Here is an 18,146-nt window from a genome sequence, read left to right as displayed (position 1 = left end):
GGACGTCGTTCGTGCTGGATGTGCACGCAGGCGCGACGAGGTCGTCGTCTGGCAACGCCTCACCGAGCTCGACCAGGGCGAGGGGCCTGTTCAGTGACCTCGGTGGCGGCGCAGGAGGCCGTCGACCGGCGCGGTGACAAACAAGCCGAGGCCGCCGGGCCACTGCGCGTCACGACCGACTCACCATGCCATCCCAGCGCATCCAGCAGGCGTCGAGCGGTCACGGACCGCCGTCGTGCCAGCTCCGCCGCGTGCGCCGATTCCACTGCGACCTCGAGTACCGCGCCGGGGAGGCAGGTGGTAGAGGTTCGGGCCCATGAGGCGGGAGTCGATGAGTGCGGAGAGCAAGCGGCTGCGTGGTGCTGGTTGATGGTGGCGGGGCGGGCCGCGGGCCTAGTCGTCGCTGTCTTCGCTAACCGCACGCCACGCTCATCGCGCACCAGCGACACCTCCTCACCCAACGTAGCGGCATCGCCCGGATCGCCGCATCATCACCGGCCACCGGGACCCGATGTGAACCGGTCCGTGCAGCGATTCCGTCGCGCCTTCGCTCCGGAAGTGCACGACCTGCTTCCACCCGCGCGCCAGGCATCGGCGAAGAGCAGCAGGATGTCCCGCGCTGCGCCATCTCCAGCCCGGCCTGCATCGCTTCCTGCTCGTCGGGGATTACCTGGACCCGGTTGGCGGGGACTCCGGCGGCGAGCATCGCATCGCGGATGCGGTGCGGTACGTCCATCTCGCCGCGGCCGCGGAGGTCGTCGTCGCGGCGGCAGATGTAATGATCAAAGTTCGCGCGCGCGGCGGCCTGACCGATCTCGTCCAGGTCCTCATCGCGCCGGTCGCCGGGACCGGCCACCACACAAATGCGCCGGCCCTGCACTCGAGCCGTGCCACCAGCTGGCACACGGCGTCCACGGCGGCGGCATTGTGCCCGTAGTCCATGATGACCTTGAACGGGTGCTCATCGAACACATTGAGCCGACCGGGGCCTGAAAACGTCGTGTGAAACGTCCGCAGCCCGGTTGCGAATGTCCTCCAGCTTGAGCCCCATGCTGTAGGCCATCGCGGCGGCGAACATCGCGTTCTGCACGTTGAAGGTCGCCTTGCCTTCCATCGTCGCGGGGACGAGGTGCGTCCACAACAACGGGATGTGGGCCCCTTGTCGTAGATCGTCATCATCTGCCCGTTGATCCCCCTCGAGCGCAATCGCCCGGCCACCGGCGCGGATATGCTCGCGCACCAGCTGGTGCTCCGGGTTGAGGGTCACGTAGCACAGGTTCTTCGCATCGGTGTACGCGGCCATCCGCAGGACGCGCGGATCGTCGGCGTTGAGGACCACGGTGTCGCGCGCAACCTCGGCGATGATGCGTTTCACCTCGGCCAGGTCGTCCAGCGTATTGACCCCACGCATGCCGAGGTGGTCGCTCTGCACGTTGAGGACCGCACCCACGTCCACATGTCGCACGCCGAGCCCGGCGCGCAGCAGCCCGCCGCGCGCCACTTCGAGCACGGCGACGTCGACCGATGGGTCGGAGAGGACCATGCGCGCGGAGACGGGGCCCGTCATGTCGCCCGCCACGGTGCGCTGGCCGTTGATGTACACACCATCCGTGGAGGTCAGCCCCACCGTCTTGCCGCACATCTTGTGGATGTGGGCGAGCATGCGTGCCGTGGTGGTCTTGCCGTTGGTGCCGGTGACGGCGGCGATCGGGATCCAGCTCGGGCTGCCGGCCGGGAAGAGCATGTCGATCGTGCGACCCGCGACATCGCGCGGCTTGCCGTCGCTGGGGGCCATGTGCATGCGGTACCCGGGAGCCGCGTTGACTTCACAAATGGCGCCGCCGATGTCCTTGTACGACTGCGTGATGTCGGTGGTGAGGAAGTCCACGCCGCCGACGTCGAGGCCGATCGCCTTGATGGCCCGCACCGCCATCTCAACGTTGTCGGGATGCACGACGTCGGTCACGTCCGATGCGGTGCCGCCCGTGGAGAGGTTCGCGGTGAGGCGCAGGTAGACCTTCTCGCCCGCCGGCGGGACGGTGTCCTTGTTGTAGCCCTTCGTCTCCATGAGGCGATTGGCCTCGTGGTCGAGCTCGATGCGCGTGAGCACCTTCTCGTGGCCAATGCCGCGGCGTGGGTCCTGGTTCACGATGGCGACGAGTTGCTCGATCGTGTGCGCGCCGTCGCCCACCACGTGCCCGGGCTCGCGGCGTGACGCGGCCACCAGCTCACCGTTGATCACGAGCATACGGTGGTCGTCGCCCGTGATGAAGCTCTCCACGAGGACCGAACGCGAGTGCTCCTTCGCCTTGTCGAACGCGACCCGTACACTGTCGTCGTCCATCAGGCGAATCGAGACGCCGCGGCCGTGATTGGCGTTGTAGGGCTTCACCACCACCGGGAAGCCGATGCGCCGTGCGGCCTGCACGGCCCCGTCCACGGACTGGACCAGGCGCTGCTGCGGCACGGGGAGTCCCAGCATCCCGAGGATCTTGTTGGTCTCTTCCTTGTCGCTCGCCAGCTCAACGGCGATGTGTGGCGTGCTGGAGGTGACGGTGGCCTGCAGGCGCTTCTGGTGGCGGCCGTAGCCGAGCTGGACGAGCGAGAACTGGTTGAGCCGCAGCCACGGGATGCCGCGCCGTTGCGCCTCGCGCACCAGCGACGCCGTCGATGGACCCAGCGCACGTCGCTGCGCGTACCGGATGAACTCGTCACGTGCTGTCTCCCATGACCAGTCGGCCGGATGGTCGCCCGGTCGCAACGCGGCCGGCATCAACGAATGCAGCAGCGATAACGCGAGGTCCGCGGCCTCGTTCCCCACCTCGGCCTGCTCATACTCGAAGACCACGTCGTACACGCCCGGGCGCCCATCGATCTCGCGCGTCTTGCCGAAGGTGACGTCCTCGCCCGTCATGTTCTGCAGCTCAATGGCCACATGTTCCAGGACGTGGCCGAGCCAGGTGCCCTCGTCCTCGCGCATCCGGCGGATGAATCCGCCGGGAACGCCGTAGGAGCAGCCGTGTTCGGTGAGGCCAGGCAGTCGTTCGATCAGCGCATCAATGAACGCGGGTCCGAGGCGCGCGGTGGGCCACTGTTCCAGTTCGCCCAAGTCGACTTCCAGGCGGATGACCGGGAAGTGCGCGTAGACAGAGGGTCCGACGAAGACGCGGCGATCGAGGATGCGCATGGGGAGCGGCTTGGGGCAGGGGGCGGGGGGGAAACTGCGCCCAAAGTCCCGTCGCGGAAGACGTGATTGCGCGCCGCGCTGGGGAATACGGTGTGCCGCCTACCCCGCGCGCGCTCCGGGGGCCATCGCTTCGCGCGTGTGCAGGTTGAAGGCGGCGCCGTGCGTCAGGATGTGCAGCCGCACCCCCAACAGCGACACGGGCTGCCCGCGGTCTGTGTGATCGGCCGCGGAGAACTCGACCTTGGACGGATCGATGCAGGTGATCGCACCGGACCCATGGATGTCCACGACGTTATCCGGGCCAATGAACGCGGCGGTGTCCTCGTCCAGCCCCAACCCGATGGCGAACGGGTTGAGCGCGAGTGCCATCAACAGGCGGCCCAATCGGTCGCGTTGACGGAAGTGCTGGTCGATGACGACGCGATTGGTCAGCCCCAGCCCGGGGGCCAGGGTCACCATGCCGACGCGCGGGGTGGGGCCTTCCTCGCCGAACCCGATCATGTGCTCGGAGAGGAAGGCAGCCCCGGCCGAGGTGCCCGCCACATGCTGTCCCGCGGCGTTGCGGCGGCGGATGTGGGTGGCGATCGGCGTCCCGCCGAGCGTGGTGCTGAGCTTGAGCTGGGAGCCGCCGGTGAGGAAGACGCCGTCGGCGGCGTCGATCACGGCGAGGTAGTCGCTGTCGTCGCAGTCGGAGCGGCGCTCGATGTTGAGGGCCTTGGCCTCGCGTGCACCCAACTTCTTGAAGGTGGCCTCGTACTCCCTGCCGGTGTTGCTGTCGGCCGAGGCGGTGGGGACGATGGCGATCCGCGCGTCCCGGCCACCGCAGAGGGCGACAAAACGACCGAGGATGTCGGAATCCCCAATGCGTCCCCCGATGGGGATGATGTAGCCGCGGGATCCTTCAGGGGCGACGGGAGAGGGCATGCTATGGGGACGTAGCGGTGTCGACGCCGAACCATGTACGGGACCGGGAGCAGGGGCAAGGTTCAATTTCCCGCAATCCGCGCGCCCCTGGTTCGGCCCTCGGGCGACTCGAGCCGGGCGTGCGCCTGGGCAACACCCCCGAGGGCGAGAGCCCAACCGGGAGACCGTCGGTCCCTCCGACGTTCGCCCCGTCACACCCGCACTGGCGCGTGCTCCCGGGCGGAGGCACACTAGCCGCCCATTCTACCCCCTCGCTCATGACTGCCCCTACCTCGCGCGGCCGATTCGTTTGGCACCAGCTCAATACCCCCAACGCCGAGGCGGCGAAGGCGTTTTACGCGGCCGTGTGCGAGTGGGGCAGTGAGAGCTGGCAGCCCGATCCCTCCCAACCGCCCTATCACATGTGGAAGGGGAGTGGCGCCGCCCACAGCGGCGTGATGGAGATGCCCCCGGGCAGCAAGGACCCGGCCCACTGGCTCGGCTACATCTCGACCCCCGATGTCGATGCCACGGTCGCCACCGCCACGGCGCGCGGCGGCTCGCTGCTCTTTGGTCCGATGGACATCCCCGTGGTAGGCCGGTTTGCCGTGATGGCTGACCCCGATGGGGCCATGTTCGCTCCCTTCACGCCTACCGAGGAAATGCCTGCCGCAGCGCCCGGGGTTGGTGACTTCTCGTGGTTCGAGCTGGGGACGCGAGATATCCCGAAGGCACTCGCGTTCTATGGCGATCTGTTTGGATGGACCAAGGGTGATGCGATGGACATGGGGCCGAATGGCATCTACCAGTTCTTCAATCGCGACGGCGAGATGATGGGAGGGATGTACCAGGTGAGCGACTCGGGACCGATGGCCATGCCGCCGTCATGGACGCACTACGTCACCGTGTCCGACCTGGGCGCGGCCGTGGGGCGCGTGAAGGCGAACGGTGGCAACGTGTTCGTCGAGACCGACATCCCCGGCGGACGCATCGCGATGTGCACCGATCCGCAGGGTGCGATGTTCGCGCTGCACTGGGCCGCGGCGGCCTGAGGGCGCCCCAATACAACGGTGCGCGAGATCACGCGCGCACCGCCTTACCCCAGCCGCACACGCTCGTCCCTGCAGTACGACCCAAGACGCAGGGGCATTCCGCTGTCCGATCCATTCGCCGGCCATTTCGACCCATCACCGGGACGGCCTGACGCCTTCGAAACGCCGACGCACCTCGCCGCGATCGCTGCGGGCGCGCGTTACCGCGTGTGTGTGATCGTTGGCACACGCGCGGAGGCGATCAAGCTGGCACCGGTGATTCGCGAGTTGGATCGGCATCGGCGGACGGTCCACACCACCGTGGTGACGACGGCACCGCATCGTGAGATGTTGACCCAGGCGCTGGAGTCGTTCGAGATCACCCCGCAGGTGGATCTGGGGCTCGTGGCGCCGCGCGGGCTGCTGGCGGACTTCACCGCACGCGCGCTTCAGGCGATGAGCGCGGTCTTCTCGGAACGACGTCCCGATGTGGTCGTGGTGCAGGGCGACAATTCGACCGTATTGGCCGCCTCGCTCGCGGCGCACTACCTCGGGATCCCGGTCGCGCACGTGGAGGCGGGGGTTCGCTCGCAGCACCTGCGTAACCCGTTTCCCGAAGAACTCAATCGGCGCATGGCCGCGGTGATCGCGGACCTGCATTTCGCTCCCACGGCCCACGCAAAGGAAAACCTGCGCCGCGAGGGAGTGGCGGACGGGCAGATCATCGTCACCGGGAACACGATCATCGATGCGCTGCGGCTCACGCCGCGCCGGCAGCTGTTCGATGAGTCGCGCCTCAACCTCATTCCCTGGCACAAGCGGCGCGTCATTGCCGTCACGATGCATCGTCGCGAGAACCTCGGCGAGCCGCTGGCCAATGTGTGCGCTGCACTCGCTGAGCTGGTGACGATGCATGGGGACCTGCACGTCGTCTTTCCCGTCCACCTCAATCCCCGCGTGCGGGACGTGGTGCGCGAGGAGCTGGAGGGGATTCCCCGCATCGACCTGGTGGACCCCCTGCAGTACGGGGACATGGTCGAGTTGCTGCGCCGCGCCCAGTTCACCCTCACCGATTCCGGGACGGTCGTTGAGGAGAATGTGGCGATCGCCCATCCCGTCCTCGTGCTGCGCAAGCACACCGACCGCCCCGAGGCCGTGGACGCCGGGTTCGCCCGCGTCATTGGCACCGAGACGTTGCGGGTCGTCGAGGCGGCGACGCGATTGCTGGATGACGATCGCGAACTCGCGCGCATGCGCGATGGGGAGCAGCCCTTTGGCGATGGCTTTGCGGCGATGCGCATCGTGCAGGCCCTGATGAGCCGCATGCCGCGCCATGCAGGCGGCGTCCCGGTCGCAGAAGGACCAGCCATCCTCCCGCCGCGCCGCGCCGTCGAGCGATAGTCGCGCGGGCGGATCTTTCAGGGGGGGAAATGATACGGCACCAGAATCCCCGGAGATCCTGGTGCCGCATCAGAACTGCAGTGAACCACCTGCGTTCACTGGCCCAGAAGGTACAACCAGCCCGCGAATTGCGAAAGGCTCTTCGTCCACATTCGCGGTCAATCGTATCGCCCATGGGACAGGTCCCTGACCCCTGCGACGGACAAACCTGCGTATGTGGTGGGGCAGTCGCGCTGGCACACTTCGTTCGAGGGAGGGGGTGTACCACGTGGCGATGAACGCCACATGGAACCCGGGAACACGGGAGGATCTCATGTATCGAGCGATGTATGTGGCCCTGTTGGGCATCGTCCCCGCGACGGTCGCGTTCGCGGGCGAGCGGAACTACACGCTGCGTGGCGATGGGTGGTTCGATGGCAACAATGCCCGGTTCGGGCGCCTCCCCATGCGCGAGGTGCGGATGACGGTGCGCGACAATGGTGAGTTTGCCGTCACCCTGTTTGTTCGCAACGAGCGCTACCTGGTGCGTGGTCGTTGGGACCGGGGTGGGCGCGGCAACGTTGAGCGCATCGACCTGGACCAGGCGTTTGGTCGCCGCGCCTCGGGACGTGGCACGCTGCAGTACGCGCGCAGCCATGACACGCCGGAGCGCCTCGTCCTCGAGGGGCGGACCACAGATGGTACGTTCCGCGCCGAGATCGCTGAGGACCGCGGCTTTGGGTGGAGCGACCCGCGCAATCGCGACGAGCGCGACCGCGCCGACGATCGCCGTGGGCGTGATGGCCGGCGGGACCGCGACGATCGTGACGATCGCAACGGATGGTTCGGGTCGTTCGAGTCCAACGATCGCGGCAATGGTCGACTGCGTCAGGACGTGGGTCCCGACCTCGCGTTCGATCGCATGCGCGTACGCCTGGAGGCCAACGGGCGCGCGTGGATCGGCCTCGAGGGACGACGTCAGTCCGTGCAGCTGCGCGGCACGTGGCGCGCAGACGGGCGCGACGTGCGCATCGACCTCGACGCGATCAATGAGATGCGAGCGAATGGTCGCCTGACCTTGGAGCGATCAGGCACGCGGGTCGAACGGCTCCAGGGAACGGCCGGACCGACCGTGGTCGCTTTGACGTGCGGTTCGGGCGGTAAGGCTCTTCCGAAACCGGGGAGGTGGAGGCGACGATAGTAGCGACTATCGTCGCCTTCTCACGTCCCCCAACATGTTGACCCTGCTCCCCGTCGCCCTGCAGCTGCTCGCCATCACCAACACCTCGGTGGTGGATCCCTCCACAGGTACCGTGCGCGCCGGACAAACGGTGGTCGTGCGCGGGTCACGCATCGAAGCGGTGACGCCGGCACGGCAGGCACGGGTTCCCCAGGGGCGCGTCGCATCGACGGCACGGGGCGCTTTGTGATCCCCGGGTTGTGGGACATGCACGTCCCATGGACCTTCCCGGCGGGCGGGCGATGCTGCCCCTGTACGTGGCCCACGGCGTGACGGGGGTGCGCGACATGAACAGTCGCCTCGAGGTGCTGCGGGGCTGGCAGCAGGAGATTGGTCGCGGGGCACAGGTCGGGCCGCGGATGGTCGTCTCTGGCCCCTATGTGGTGGGCCGCGCGGTTCCTCCCGCACCTCGTGGCACTGACGGCCGCGGAGGGAGCGCGCGCCGTCGATTCCCTGGCAACGCTCGGCGTCGACTTCATCAAGGTGCACAACGCCCTCCCTCCCGCCGCCCTGTTCGGCGCCGCGCGTCGCGCGCGCGAACGGGGCATCGTCTTCGCGGGACATGTATTTCCCCCTACGACGCCGCTCCAGGCCTCCGACTCCGGCCAGCGCAGCCTGGAGCACCTGGCCGGCTTTCCCAACGAATGTTCAGCCGCCGACTCCGTACGGTTTGCGCGCGCGCACTTCCTGCATCGCTTGTTGTTCGGCAGCTGCACGAGTGCGCCGCAAGGGCCGGTCTACGCGGGGATCGCGAAGAACCCCACCTGGGTGACCCCCACCCTGGTGGTGCAGGAGCCGTTGATTGACTTCTCGCCGTCGGTGGTCCCGGGCGACTCCGTGCACAAGTTCTTCAACGATTCCCTGATGGCGTTTATCCAGGTGGTGATGGAACTGCCGCGCGACGTGCCGGCGGATCAGGTGGCGCTGGGGCAACCGCTTTTTGATCGACGCGTCGCGATGACAGGCGCCCTGGCCCGCGCGGGAGTCCCGATGTTGGTCGGGACCGACGCGCCCCCCTGACCCGATCGATGCCGGGTCTCGCCGTGCACGATGAACTGGCCTTGCTCGTGAAAGCAGGTCTCACCCCGGCGCAGGCGCTGCGCTCAGGGACGTGGGAGCCGGCGCGCTACCTCGCCGCCACCGACAGCCTGGGGACGGTCGCGCCGGGGAAGGTGGCCGACCTCGTCCTGCTCGAGGCCAATCCCCTGGTCAACATCGCGAACACGCGACGCATCGCGGGCGTGGTGGCGGGCGGGAGGTACTTCGACCGGCCGCAGCTCAACGGACTAGTGGCCGGAGCGCGAGTGCGTCGGTAGGGACGCGTGCTGCTCGGGCTGCCCGTACCGCCCGTGCTTCGCAGTGGCTGTTGGGGCTCTCAACTGATGCAGCACGAGCCGCACGAGAGGTCAGAGCAGCACGAGAAGCGTACCGCCCGTGCCGCGCGTGCTGCTCGTACCGCCCGTGCTTCGCAGTGGCAGTTGCAGTTTCAGTTCCCCCTACATCCGCGGCCGCCCATCCATCTGCTCAATCGTTCGCGTGGATGGCCCCCGCATACGACGCAGCCGCGCGCTCGCCAGCTCGGCCTGGCGCATCGCGCGGAGCACGTTTTCTCCGGCGAGCTTGCGCAGGTCGCCTTCGGTCCAGCCGCGACGCGACAGTTCAGCGAACAGGGCCGGGTACTTCGACACGTCTTCCAGGCCCTCGACGACATCGTCGATCCCATCAAAGTCGGACCCGATCCCCACGTGATTCACCCCGGCGATCTTGCGCACGTGGTCGATGTGGTCGGCCACGTCCTGATGGTGGCCCGCACGGGCGGGTTCGTGCGCTCCCACTCCCGCAGCTCGCGGTTGAGGCCGGCCGTGTCCGCGCCGTATTGGCTCTGCAGCTGGATCATCTTGCCACGTCGCACGATGCTGTAGTCCGCCACCTTCTGCGACAGGAACCCCGGGACGAAGGTCACCATCAACACGCCGCCGTTCTGCGGGAGCCGACGCAGGATGGAGTCCGGCACATTGCGCGGGACGTCGGTGATCGCGCGCGTGCAGGCGTGCGACCAGATGACGGGCGCTTCGGCCACGTTGAGCGCATCGCTCATCGTCGAGGGCGAGGTATGGGCGAGGTCGACGAGCATCCCCAGGCGGTTCATCTCGCGCACGACCTCTTCACCGAACTTCGTCAGCCCGCCGTGTTTCTGCTCGCCGTTGCCGGCGTCGGCCCAGTCAGGGTGACGTTGTGGGTGAGGTCCTGTAGCGCACCCCATGTCGTAGTAGGCGCGGAGGGCGCCGGTGAGTTCTCGATGGCGTGGCCGCCTTCCATGCCGAGCAAGGAGCCAATGCGCTTTTTCGCGAATGCCGATCGCACGTCGGCGGCGGTGAGGGCCGGCGTCATGGCCTGCGGGTACTTGCGCAGGACCTGTCGCATGATGTCGATCTGCTCGAGCTGCACCTTCGCGAAGCCGGAATCCTTAATCTCACCGGGGATGTAGACCGACCAGAACTGGCCGCCAACCATCCCACTGCGCAGTCGGGCGAGGTCGGTGTGCCCCGTGGTGCGCTTGGTGAGGTCGTAGGCCTCGACGTCCTTGGGGCGGCCTTGTTGTTGCGAATGACCCAGGGGAGGTCGTTGTGCCCGTCCACGAGCGGCGTGGTGGCCAACACGCGTCGCGCCTTGGCCATGTGGGGGTCCTGGGCGAGCAGGAGGGCGGGGGCGAATGCGATCAGAGTGACAAGTCGGTGCAGCATGCAGGGCTCCTGAGGTGCGCTTCGTGAGACGCTAGCGGGTGGAGGAGGAGCCGCAAGGGGCAAGATCAACGGATGCAGCACGAGGAGCACGAGAGGTCAGGGCAGCACGGGAAGCGTACCGCGCGTACCGCCCGTGCCGCTCGAGCTGCCCGTACCCCCCGGCCCGGCCCCCCCCCCCTGCGCGTGCTTCGCAGTGGCAGTTTCGCCCTATTGCGTCACATCAACCCGAAACGCCGGCGCGAGCGTCGAGTAGCCGCGCGCGATCAGTTCGGCGGAGACGAAGTGGGTCCCCGGGGGACCTTGGTCGGGGTATCGGGCGGGGCGAAGTCGAGGCCGCCCGTCCACACCGTCGTGAAGACCTGCCGGCCCCGATCGGGATCGCAAGCTGCGACTGCACCGGGAGGCACGCGGGCCGGCCATCGCGCGGGGCGACGATATCGCCCTCGCGATTGCGCACCGTCACAAACACCTGGCACAGGTTCCCGAACGTCAGGCGAACCGGCTGTTCCAGATTGTTGACGACCGCGACGCGAATGGTATCGGCGCGTCCCAGGGTGAGGGTCTGGGTGGAGACACTCAACTCAAGGGAGACCGGGTCCAGCTCGACCTTTGGCGTCGAGTTCCTGCACGCAGCCAGGCGGTGCCCCGAGCAGGGCGAGCAGGAATCGGCGAGGTCGCATGGCGTCAAGGTAGGGGTGTTGCCCGGCGTCAGGAAACCACTGCTGGGACGAACCGTCGGTCAGCGGGGCAGGGTGGCTCGGCCGCTCGCAGGATCAAAGCGCGATCCGGCCGGCAACACGTGGGTCATGATCCCGCTGCCGCCTAACGGTGAGGTGGCGGGCCCGGCGGTGGCCTGGCGCGCATCATAGATCACGACGGTGCTTGCCCCGCTCACCCGCCAACCGCCCGAGGGCTCGATCACCAGCGCGGTCGACTCGTCGATGCCTGCACCGAGTCGGACCGGTCCCTCGAGGACGAGGGAGAGCAGGCGGTTATGCCGCTGCGGCGCACGAAGTGCTGGTCGATGACCACCTGGGTCAACAGGTCGAGGCCGGTGGCCGTCTCGACGTTCTGGCGATCGATCGTGATGAAGATGGCCGAGGAATCATCCGGGTACCGGTCGCCGCCCCGCCGGCGCTCATCCCCAGTGATCATCGGGGTGGACATGACGGCGGCGCCGGCCGACGTCCCGCCAATCACGGCACCAGCCGCGTAGCGGGCCCGGATGGCGGCGCCGACTCGTGTCCCCACAATGACATCGGCCAGACGGGTCTGCAGTCCACCGCCAACCAGATCCCCGTCGCCCCGTCGAGCAGGCGGGCCACCGAATCGCTGTCGGCCTGCCGGCGGTTGATCCACAGGTTGGTCGCGGTCGCCCCAAGCCCGCGCAACTGCTTCGCCTTGTCCTCGCCACTCTTCTCGCCGTCGGCGCTGGCCATCGCCATCACCACGATGTGGGCCCGCCCACGGCCGCCGGCCAGCTCAACAAACTCCCGCACGAGGGCCTCCGGTTGCGGCCCACCGCCAACGACGAACAGCGTGCCTTGTGCGAGCGCCTGCAGCGGAAGCCACGCGGCGACGGCAAGGAGGATCCGTGCCCTAGCGAAAGACAACATGCGTCGCCTGCTCGAGAGGGCCCGGGACACCGTGCGGTCCGTTTGCTCGGTGACCGACGCCGCCAGGGTGACATCCTGCGCCGGAAAGTGGTACGACCAGGTGTTCCAGAAGCCGGAGTGTCCCCATCCCTCCGCATTCCCCACTCGCACGCCGGACAACCCCGCCGCGTACACCCGCGGCGCGCCCGACGACCCCATGGTGGTTTTCATCAGCGTCAACGTGGCCGGGGAGCGAAACACGTGCCCGGTCAGCAGGGCCCGCGTGAACCGCGCCATATCCATCGGCGTCGCAACCAGCCCGCCGCCGCCGTACAGGTCAACACTGGCGTCAAAGCCATGGTGTCCTGCGGGCCGATGTACTGGTGGGCGCGCGGCCGGCGGTGGCGGGCTGCGGCTACAACTCTCCAGCCAGGTCGCCCCAGCTGAAGGCGCTCGAAGTTCAGCAGCGAGCGCAGCGAGGGCGCTAATCCTGCCCGGTGATCCGCTCGATCACCTCGGCGAGCAGGAGGTAGCCGGTGTCCGTGTAGTGGTAGACCTGACCCGGCGCGCCATACGGGGCCCCCAGGCCATCGCCGAGTCCACCTGTTCGCTGCGGGTCCATCGGTACGTTGGTCGTGCGAGGGTCGCTGCGATAAAGCGGTCGTCCATCGCGTAGTCGTAGATCCCCGCCCGGTGGGTGATCAGGTGCCGAACGGTCATGCGATCGACGTCGTATCCGTCGCGCCGCAGGGCGGCGAGGTGCCCGGTTGAGAGCCGCTGTGTGATCCGGTCGTCGAGCGACAGGCGCCCGTCCTCAACGAGCCGCATCGCCGCGGCGGCCACATACGTCCCGCGTGTTGGCGATCCGATGGGCAAACGCCGGGGTGAGCCGTGCGCCCGTGGTCCGAAAGCGGCGACACCGGCCGCCCCCGCGCAATACATCCCCCGCGGCCGATGACCGCGAGGGAGAGATGCCGAGATGGAGGGGGTTGGCGCGGGCGAGGAGTCGACCAGGCCTGCAACCGGGCGCCAGTGCTGTCGAGGACGGCGCCCGGCGGCAGAACTCAGCGCGCCGAGGTGGCGGGCGCGGTTGCGCCCGCTGCGATCAGGAAGGAAGGCCGGGATGCGTGCATCCCGAAAGCTACCTCGACTTCCGCGGCCGCGCGGGTACCAGCCGGCCGGCGCCGGGAGCGCTTCAGGTCGGTAGGCTTCGCAGGGCTTCTTGGGACCGGGGGGAGCGAGGTCTATATTTTTCCTGTGCGGGCGAGGGGAGATCGCCGCGGGGAGACTCCCCACTTTTCGGCCAGCTCGGCGTAGGGGCGATTGTCGTACTTGCCCGCGCGGAGTGCCCGACCACGTCAGCCGAGCTGCGCGGAGGGGTGCTTGGCTCGGGGGAAGCCCTGCCGCGTGGTCTTCTGCGGGCGGACTTGCCGGGCGCTGGCGGAGCTTATGGCGGCTACGTGCGGCCATGGTGGGGAGGATTGAGTTGTGAACCTGCGGGGGAACCCGTGGGGAACTGCGCCGGTAAAGACAACCCTCCAGCCCCTGCATAGATGTGCAAGGAACACGTCGGTTGGGGACCGCTCATCGAGCGTTAAGCCGTCGGCGGTGACGGCTCAGCCGGCCCGGGCCGGTGCGTATTGAGGTGGATCGTGAGGGGGGCCTGCGCCGACCTGCGGATTTGGGTGCCTGACCGGTCCCCACCGGCCGCCCGGCTAATAGGGGCCACACACGGCGTCGCGCGGGGGCGACGCGTCCGAAACGGCAACCCGGCGCGCCGGATGACGGCCTCCTACCGTCGAGGTTGCTCTCCAACGGGTAACCACCCCGGCGTCGGCTCAGTAGGAGCGGCGACGCGGGTTGCTTTTCGGCTGGCGGCGCTGGGGGCTGCGGCGCTTATGAGTGATGGCGGCGGTCGGGTCGCTTATCGGAGCGTTGTCGTCGCAGTCCGTGCCGATGCCGGGGATCAGGCCACGCCAATGACGCGCTTGGTGTTGGTGGACGGATAACGGTTCAGGGCCGCCTTCCGCAAAAGCCGCCGGAACTTCCTCAAGCCTCAGGTTTCGCAGCATCAGGACCTATGCATACCATAGTTGGTGTGCGTCTCACAGGTACTGGTAAGCAAGTCTCTGACCAGACCCCCGCATCCGTAGAGTCCTTCCTGACGTGGCTGGCAGGAACCGCCGGTCGGCCGCCCGGATCGCGTCAGTGCCGTCCGGTTCGGAGAGGAGCCGTCCGACACCAAAACGAATGCGATGTGGCGACCATCGCCGGTGAAACCCGCCGCGCTTGTTGCCGACCGGCAAGGTTCGCCGTCTGCCTGTGGAATTGGTTAGGTAGGTGCCGCACGCGCCTGCAACGGTTCCGGGTGGAGCGATGTGACAGTGCGCGGGTCCCCGTGGCATGGCCCAGCCACCCAAACAATCAGCTCTGTCTACGGAAGTTGTGAAGCGCATGATGTGCGCCCGTGGCGACCGCCGCGGTCACGCTCGAGCTCGTAGGCGCCGTCCCCGGCGGAACCGTCAGCTCGGCGAGACGTGGTGTCGATCTCTGCGCGGTCGCGGTCGGCAAACGCCAGCGGAGAGCGCGGGGCCAGCGTCGTGGGCGAGGTGGCTCGCGTGGCGCGCACCCACGATCATGCGCCTGAACTCCTGGGCTGCCCTGGCGAACCAGCGAATGGCGACTGCGCCGATGCTCACACCGTGAACGCGGGACCGCGTCCAGCTTCTTGAGCAGTATCTGGAATCGCGTCCATCCGCTGACTTTTTTTTTTTTTTTTTTTTTTTTGCATCGATGATGAGTTTGTACTTCACTGCGGACCGACTTACGGTCTGGCGGGCTCCGGTGTACCCATCCATCGCTCATGGTAAAGCCACCGGCGAGCGCGCCGATAACACAGCAGGCCGATCCCGTGGATCTTAGAGACAGCGCCGTCACCGTCGCCGCTGGCCGCCGGTCGAGCAGCGAGTACCGCACCTGGCGGGTGGCGAGCGTGGGCACGCCGGCGGGCGGGGCCTTGAGCTGTAGCACGCCCGAGCTGGTCAGGCCGAGTCGTTCGAACAGCCCACGTGGGCGCAGGTCGGCCGCGAAGCGCCTGCGCCGCGGCGACATAATCTCCGCGTAGTCCCACCGGTGAAACCGCACAAATGAGCCCGATCACAGGGACCCCATAAGGTCGCGCGAGCGCTGGATCGTGCAAGTGCCATGGTCTGGATGGCCGGCGTATCGAGCTAAGTCCTATATCCGGCACGCATTTGGTATGGATCCCTACGGTTCTGGCGGTACCGTGCGGAGAAATTTGCCGATCAGCGCCTTCGACCGCACAGATGTCGGCAGCAGTCGAATGCGGAGCCACGCCGGCGTTGGCGAAGGCGCGTCTGTCCGGGCGAGGGGGCGGCGCGATCTACGAAGTCGTGCCTGTTGGCTAGCCGCCACCCAACCTTGATTAAATCGAGGGCAGGCTTCACGGCACGGTCATCCACGCTGGGAGGCTACCGCGAGCGTCCCACTTGCTCCACGGCGGGGTGACGTTGTTCGCGTACAGCGAAAATCATCTGCCCTATAAGGCCTGGCAGGTGCGTGCGGTCGCTATGATCCACACTCGCCGCCCCGTCGATTCGGCGCTGAAGATGCGGCTTCGCGGTTATCGCCCTGGCGTGGCCGCCTGCATCGCCCAGCTTTTTCCATGACAGCAAACGACGCCTGCACTTCCTTCACTGCGGAGTCCGGCAGAGATGGCGCGCTTTCAGGTATGACCACCGACGCGTAGTTGTCGGGGACGATTCCCGGTTGCCGGCGCGCGTTCCCGCCGCCGCAGCCGGGATGAAGCGGAGTTGTCGGTCAAGACGTGCATCACCACTTCCCTCACCGAGCGCAACGCCAGCCGAGGGCGGTAGTCGTACTTGTTAGGCCGGGATGGCGGTGGCTAATAATAATCTGAAGTTTGCTCCACCCGGCTGACGTCTCCTTCATGATACCGCCATAACAGGGTGGCGTGGCCGGAGCGAAGTCGCCTGCGGTGTCTGCCGGCTTTTCGGCTGCGTGCAGGCGGCGGCGGCGGGAACAGGGCGAGGAGGGTGAAACGCGTAGGTCGTATGGTGATGGAGGGTGAATGGTGAGGGGGGACCATGCGCGGGACGTGGGCGGCTTCGCGCGTCGGGTTGGCGTTGTACGCCGCCGTACCGCCAGGTAAGGGAATGGACAGGTAGTTCCAGGTCGTTCCCTTCATCACCTTCCTTAGAACTGGACCTGCTCACGTGGGACGTGCGGCGTGGCGCGAGGGAGCGGTGCAGTCTCACCTACGGTGCAGCCCCTGCGTCCGCGGATCACCATCAAGCGGGAGAGGTCGTCGTCGACCAGTGCCTATGTGTCGAACAACACCTGCCATCCCCGTTCCACTTCTGAGGAGGAATGTCTCGCGATACGTTGCGGTTGGTGAACTTCCTCTCGCGCTGCCGCCGCGCGGCTTTTCGCCGTCGGTCGTGAGAAAGCTGCAGAAGCGGGACGTGAGGCCGTCAGTATTATAAAGCGACGATCGTGGCGACCGGGTTGGAGGTTTCTGGCGTGCATCCCGAGCTGGGCTTCACTGCTGGGCGAAGGTGGCTCCTGTGCTTCTCTTTGTAGCGTGCAGTACTCGGCTTCGAGGAGTGCGATGGTGGTCCGCATGATCAGGCGTCAGGGGCATGGGGACGATGGTGACGTCGCCATGGCGGAAACCCGGGCGCATCCCCGTGCGGGTGATGGGAAAGCGGCCGCCACAATAGGGATCCGGGGGGGCGATGTCCGTGCGTCGGCGGTCATCCAGTCGGCGGGATCGGTCATCCGCCGCCATTGGCAGGATGGGGAGGAGCGCGTACAGCGGGTACAGCGGAAAGGACTGGCTGTTTTCTGGCAAGCGCAGAGTTCTCCCGTGCAGCTCGAACCATATGTTGGCCGGATGGTTGCAGACCATGGGGCGATCCGTGGCAAGAACCTCGACCCGGAGGTCGTAGAGTCGCGGAAAAAGCTCGCGTCGGTCACGTGGCGCCGGGAGGAGACCCATTGAACCTACGGTGGTGACGGCGGCATCGCGACCCCTTTCCGTCGCGGTGACGGGGCCTTATCTCCGCGAACTTTTCTCCCGGGAACGTAGCTGAACTGGTCTGACAGGTCGGCTCGAGTACCGACTTGGTCTCTGGCAGGCGCGCTGGCCCCGATTTCTCCCGCCCTCTTTCCTGACGGGAGTCGTCTGGCCTGCCGTGAATGGTGCGCCGGACGAACGCGCTTTCTGGCCCGTGCTGTTTCGTGCGCCTCGGACCTCGCTGCGCTCTTCGCGCGAGACTGACCGGCAGGCTGGCCGAGGCCGTCCTGGTCGATGTGGCAAACCGATCGCCGTCTGATGATCACTTCGCCTGCATTCGTTCAGTGGCGTCCTCGGCACGCTGCTGACTGAAGGTGGCCTGATCCCGTCGTTGCGCATGGCTGGCCTGCACACTCCAATCCCGGCGCAGCAGGCTGGCACTGGTGGGGTATTTCTCGCGTGTGATGCGAGCCCCAACGCTACCGGCACCAGTTTCTGGACGATCTCGGGGCCGGGCCCTTGCTGTATCCGGGCTGGAGGGTCGTTAGGCGCCGACCCGGTCGTGTTGATGGGGGCGATCTCGTGGGGCCACCCAGGGGACCTGATCTCACCGGTGTCGGACACGAGCATTGCGGAGTGCCGGTCTGCAGGCGACCGATGCGTCCGGGACGCAGTGCAGCTGGATGGGGTACGTCCTGCCGGCCGGACCTGTCGCGCTGGTGGCGACCGTCGTGCTCTGGTGGCGATGCGTGCGCGTCCTGCCGGGGCTTTCGCAGCAGCGCTGGTCAATGGCCGCGGGTCTCCCGCTGTTGCTGCGCCGACGGGTCGTGATTGTGACGCTGGTTCGTCGGCGTCACTTGCCGGGCTGCTGTTCCTCGCTTGGGATTGGCCTCGCGCTGGCGATGGGACCTTCTGGCTCGGCCTGCCTGACCCCGCGCGCGTGTTCTACATCGATCGTGCAGCCTTCTGGCGCACGTGGACTCATCATCGATGGGCTGGGCCGCGGG

Annotated in this window: 12 protein-coding genes and 2 pseudogenes; 7 read left to right on the top strand and 7 right to left on the bottom strand. The window is 67.3% G+C overall.

Annotation, left to right across the window (positions count from 1 at the left end; translation table 11 throughout):
- Nucleotides 1–453 precede the first annotated feature (453 nt).
- Nucleotides 454–3,187 (bottom strand): annotated as a pseudogene (gene cphA / locus IPK85_00945) (cyanophycin synthetase).
- Nucleotides 3,188–3,286: 99 nt separating this feature from the next.
- Entirely contained in the window at nt 3,287–4,111 is an 825-nt protein-coding gene (locus tag IPK85_00940; GenBank protein ID MBK8245962.1) for a cyanophycinase, read from the bottom strand.
- A 257-nt stretch (nt 4,112–4,368) separates the two neighbouring features.
- Between IPK85_00940 and IPK85_00935 the strand changes: the two genes are divergently transcribed.
- From IPK85_00935 to IPK85_00910, 6 genes are all read left to right on the top strand, one after another.
- Nucleotides 4,369–5,142: a VOC family protein gene (locus IPK85_00935; protein ID MBK8245961.1), complete on the top strand. Its 774-nt coding sequence runs from the start codon at nt 4,369–4,371 to the stop codon at nt 5,140–5,142.
- Nucleotides 5,143–5,349: 207 nt separating this feature from the next.
- A complete protein-coding gene (wecB, locus tag IPK85_00930) occupies nt 5,350–6,522 on the top strand; it encodes a UDP-N-acetylglucosamine 2-epimerase (non-hydrolyzing) (GenBank protein MBK8245960.1) in 1,173 nt (390 codons plus the stop codon).
- A gap of 313 nt (nt 6,523–6,835) precedes the next feature.
- Nucleotides 6,836–7,702, top strand: coding sequence for a hypothetical protein (locus IPK85_00925; GenBank protein MBK8245959.1), 867 nt, complete (start codon nt 6,836–6,838; stop codon nt 7,700–7,702).
- Between the two features lie 34 nt (nt 7,703–7,736).
- Nucleotides 7,737–7,931 carry a hypothetical protein gene (locus IPK85_00920; GenBank protein ID MBK8245958.1) on the top strand — a complete coding sequence of 65 codons (195 nt, stop codon included), beginning with the start codon at nt 7,737–7,739 and terminating at the stop codon, nt 7,929–7,931.
- Between the two features lie 221 nt (nt 7,932–8,152).
- The gene (locus tag IPK85_00915; protein MBK8245957.1) at nt 8,153–8,761 is read left to right on the top strand and encodes a hypothetical protein; all 609 of its coding nucleotides are present in this window, start codon (nt 8,153–8,155) and stop codon (nt 8,759–8,761) included.
- 8 nt (nt 8,762–8,769) lie between these two features.
- Complete coding sequence (locus IPK85_00910) at nt 8,770–9,057, top strand: amidohydrolase family protein (GenBank protein MBK8245956.1); 288 nt, start codon at nt 8,770–8,772, stop codon at nt 9,055–9,057.
- Nucleotides 9,058–9,237: 180 nt separating this feature from the next.
- On the opposite strand, the pseudogene IPK85_00905 reads toward IPK85_00910, so the two are convergent.
- The 5 genes and pseudogenes from IPK85_00905 to IPK85_00885 form a co-directional block, all read right to left on the bottom strand.
- Nucleotides 9,238–10,419, bottom strand: a pseudogene (locus tag IPK85_00905) (dipeptidase).
- An 805-nt stretch (nt 10,420–11,224) separates the two neighbouring features.
- The gene (locus IPK85_00900; GenBank protein MBK8245955.1) at nt 11,225–11,407 is read right to left on the bottom strand and encodes a hypothetical protein; all 183 of its coding nucleotides are present in this window, start codon (nt 11,405–11,407) and stop codon (nt 11,225–11,227) included.
- Complete coding sequence (locus IPK85_00895; protein MBK8245954.1) at nt 11,404–11,652, bottom strand: hypothetical protein; 249 nt, start codon at nt 11,650–11,652, stop codon at nt 11,404–11,406. The genes IPK85_00900 and IPK85_00895 overlap by 4 nt, the downstream gene beginning before the upstream one ends.
- A 29-nt stretch (nt 11,653–11,681) precedes the next feature.
- Complete coding sequence (locus tag IPK85_00890; protein MBK8245953.1) at nt 11,682–12,569, bottom strand: serine hydrolase; 888 nt, start codon at nt 12,567–12,569, stop codon at nt 11,682–11,684.
- A 21-nt stretch (nt 12,570–12,590) separates the two neighbouring features.
- The gene (locus tag IPK85_00885) at nt 12,591–12,956 is read right to left on the bottom strand and encodes a serine hydrolase (GenBank protein MBK8245952.1); all 366 of its coding nucleotides are present in this window, start codon (nt 12,954–12,956) and stop codon (nt 12,591–12,593) included.
- A 3,787-nt stretch (nt 12,957–16,743) separates the two neighbouring features.
- Between IPK85_00885 and IPK85_00880 the strand changes: the two genes are divergently transcribed.
- Entirely contained in the window at nt 16,744–17,124 is a 381-nt protein-coding gene (locus IPK85_00880; GenBank protein ID MBK8245951.1) for a hypothetical protein, read from the top strand.
- The last annotated feature ends 1,022 nt before the right edge of the window (nt 17,125–18,146 follow it).

The sequence above is a fragment of the Gemmatimonadota bacterium genome (assembly GCA_016712265.1).
GTDB lineage: Bacteria > Gemmatimonadota > Gemmatimonadetes > Gemmatimonadales > Gemmatimonadaceae > RBC101.
Note: the sequence above shows the minus strand (reverse complement) of the source record. Positions and strands in the feature narration are given on the sequence as shown.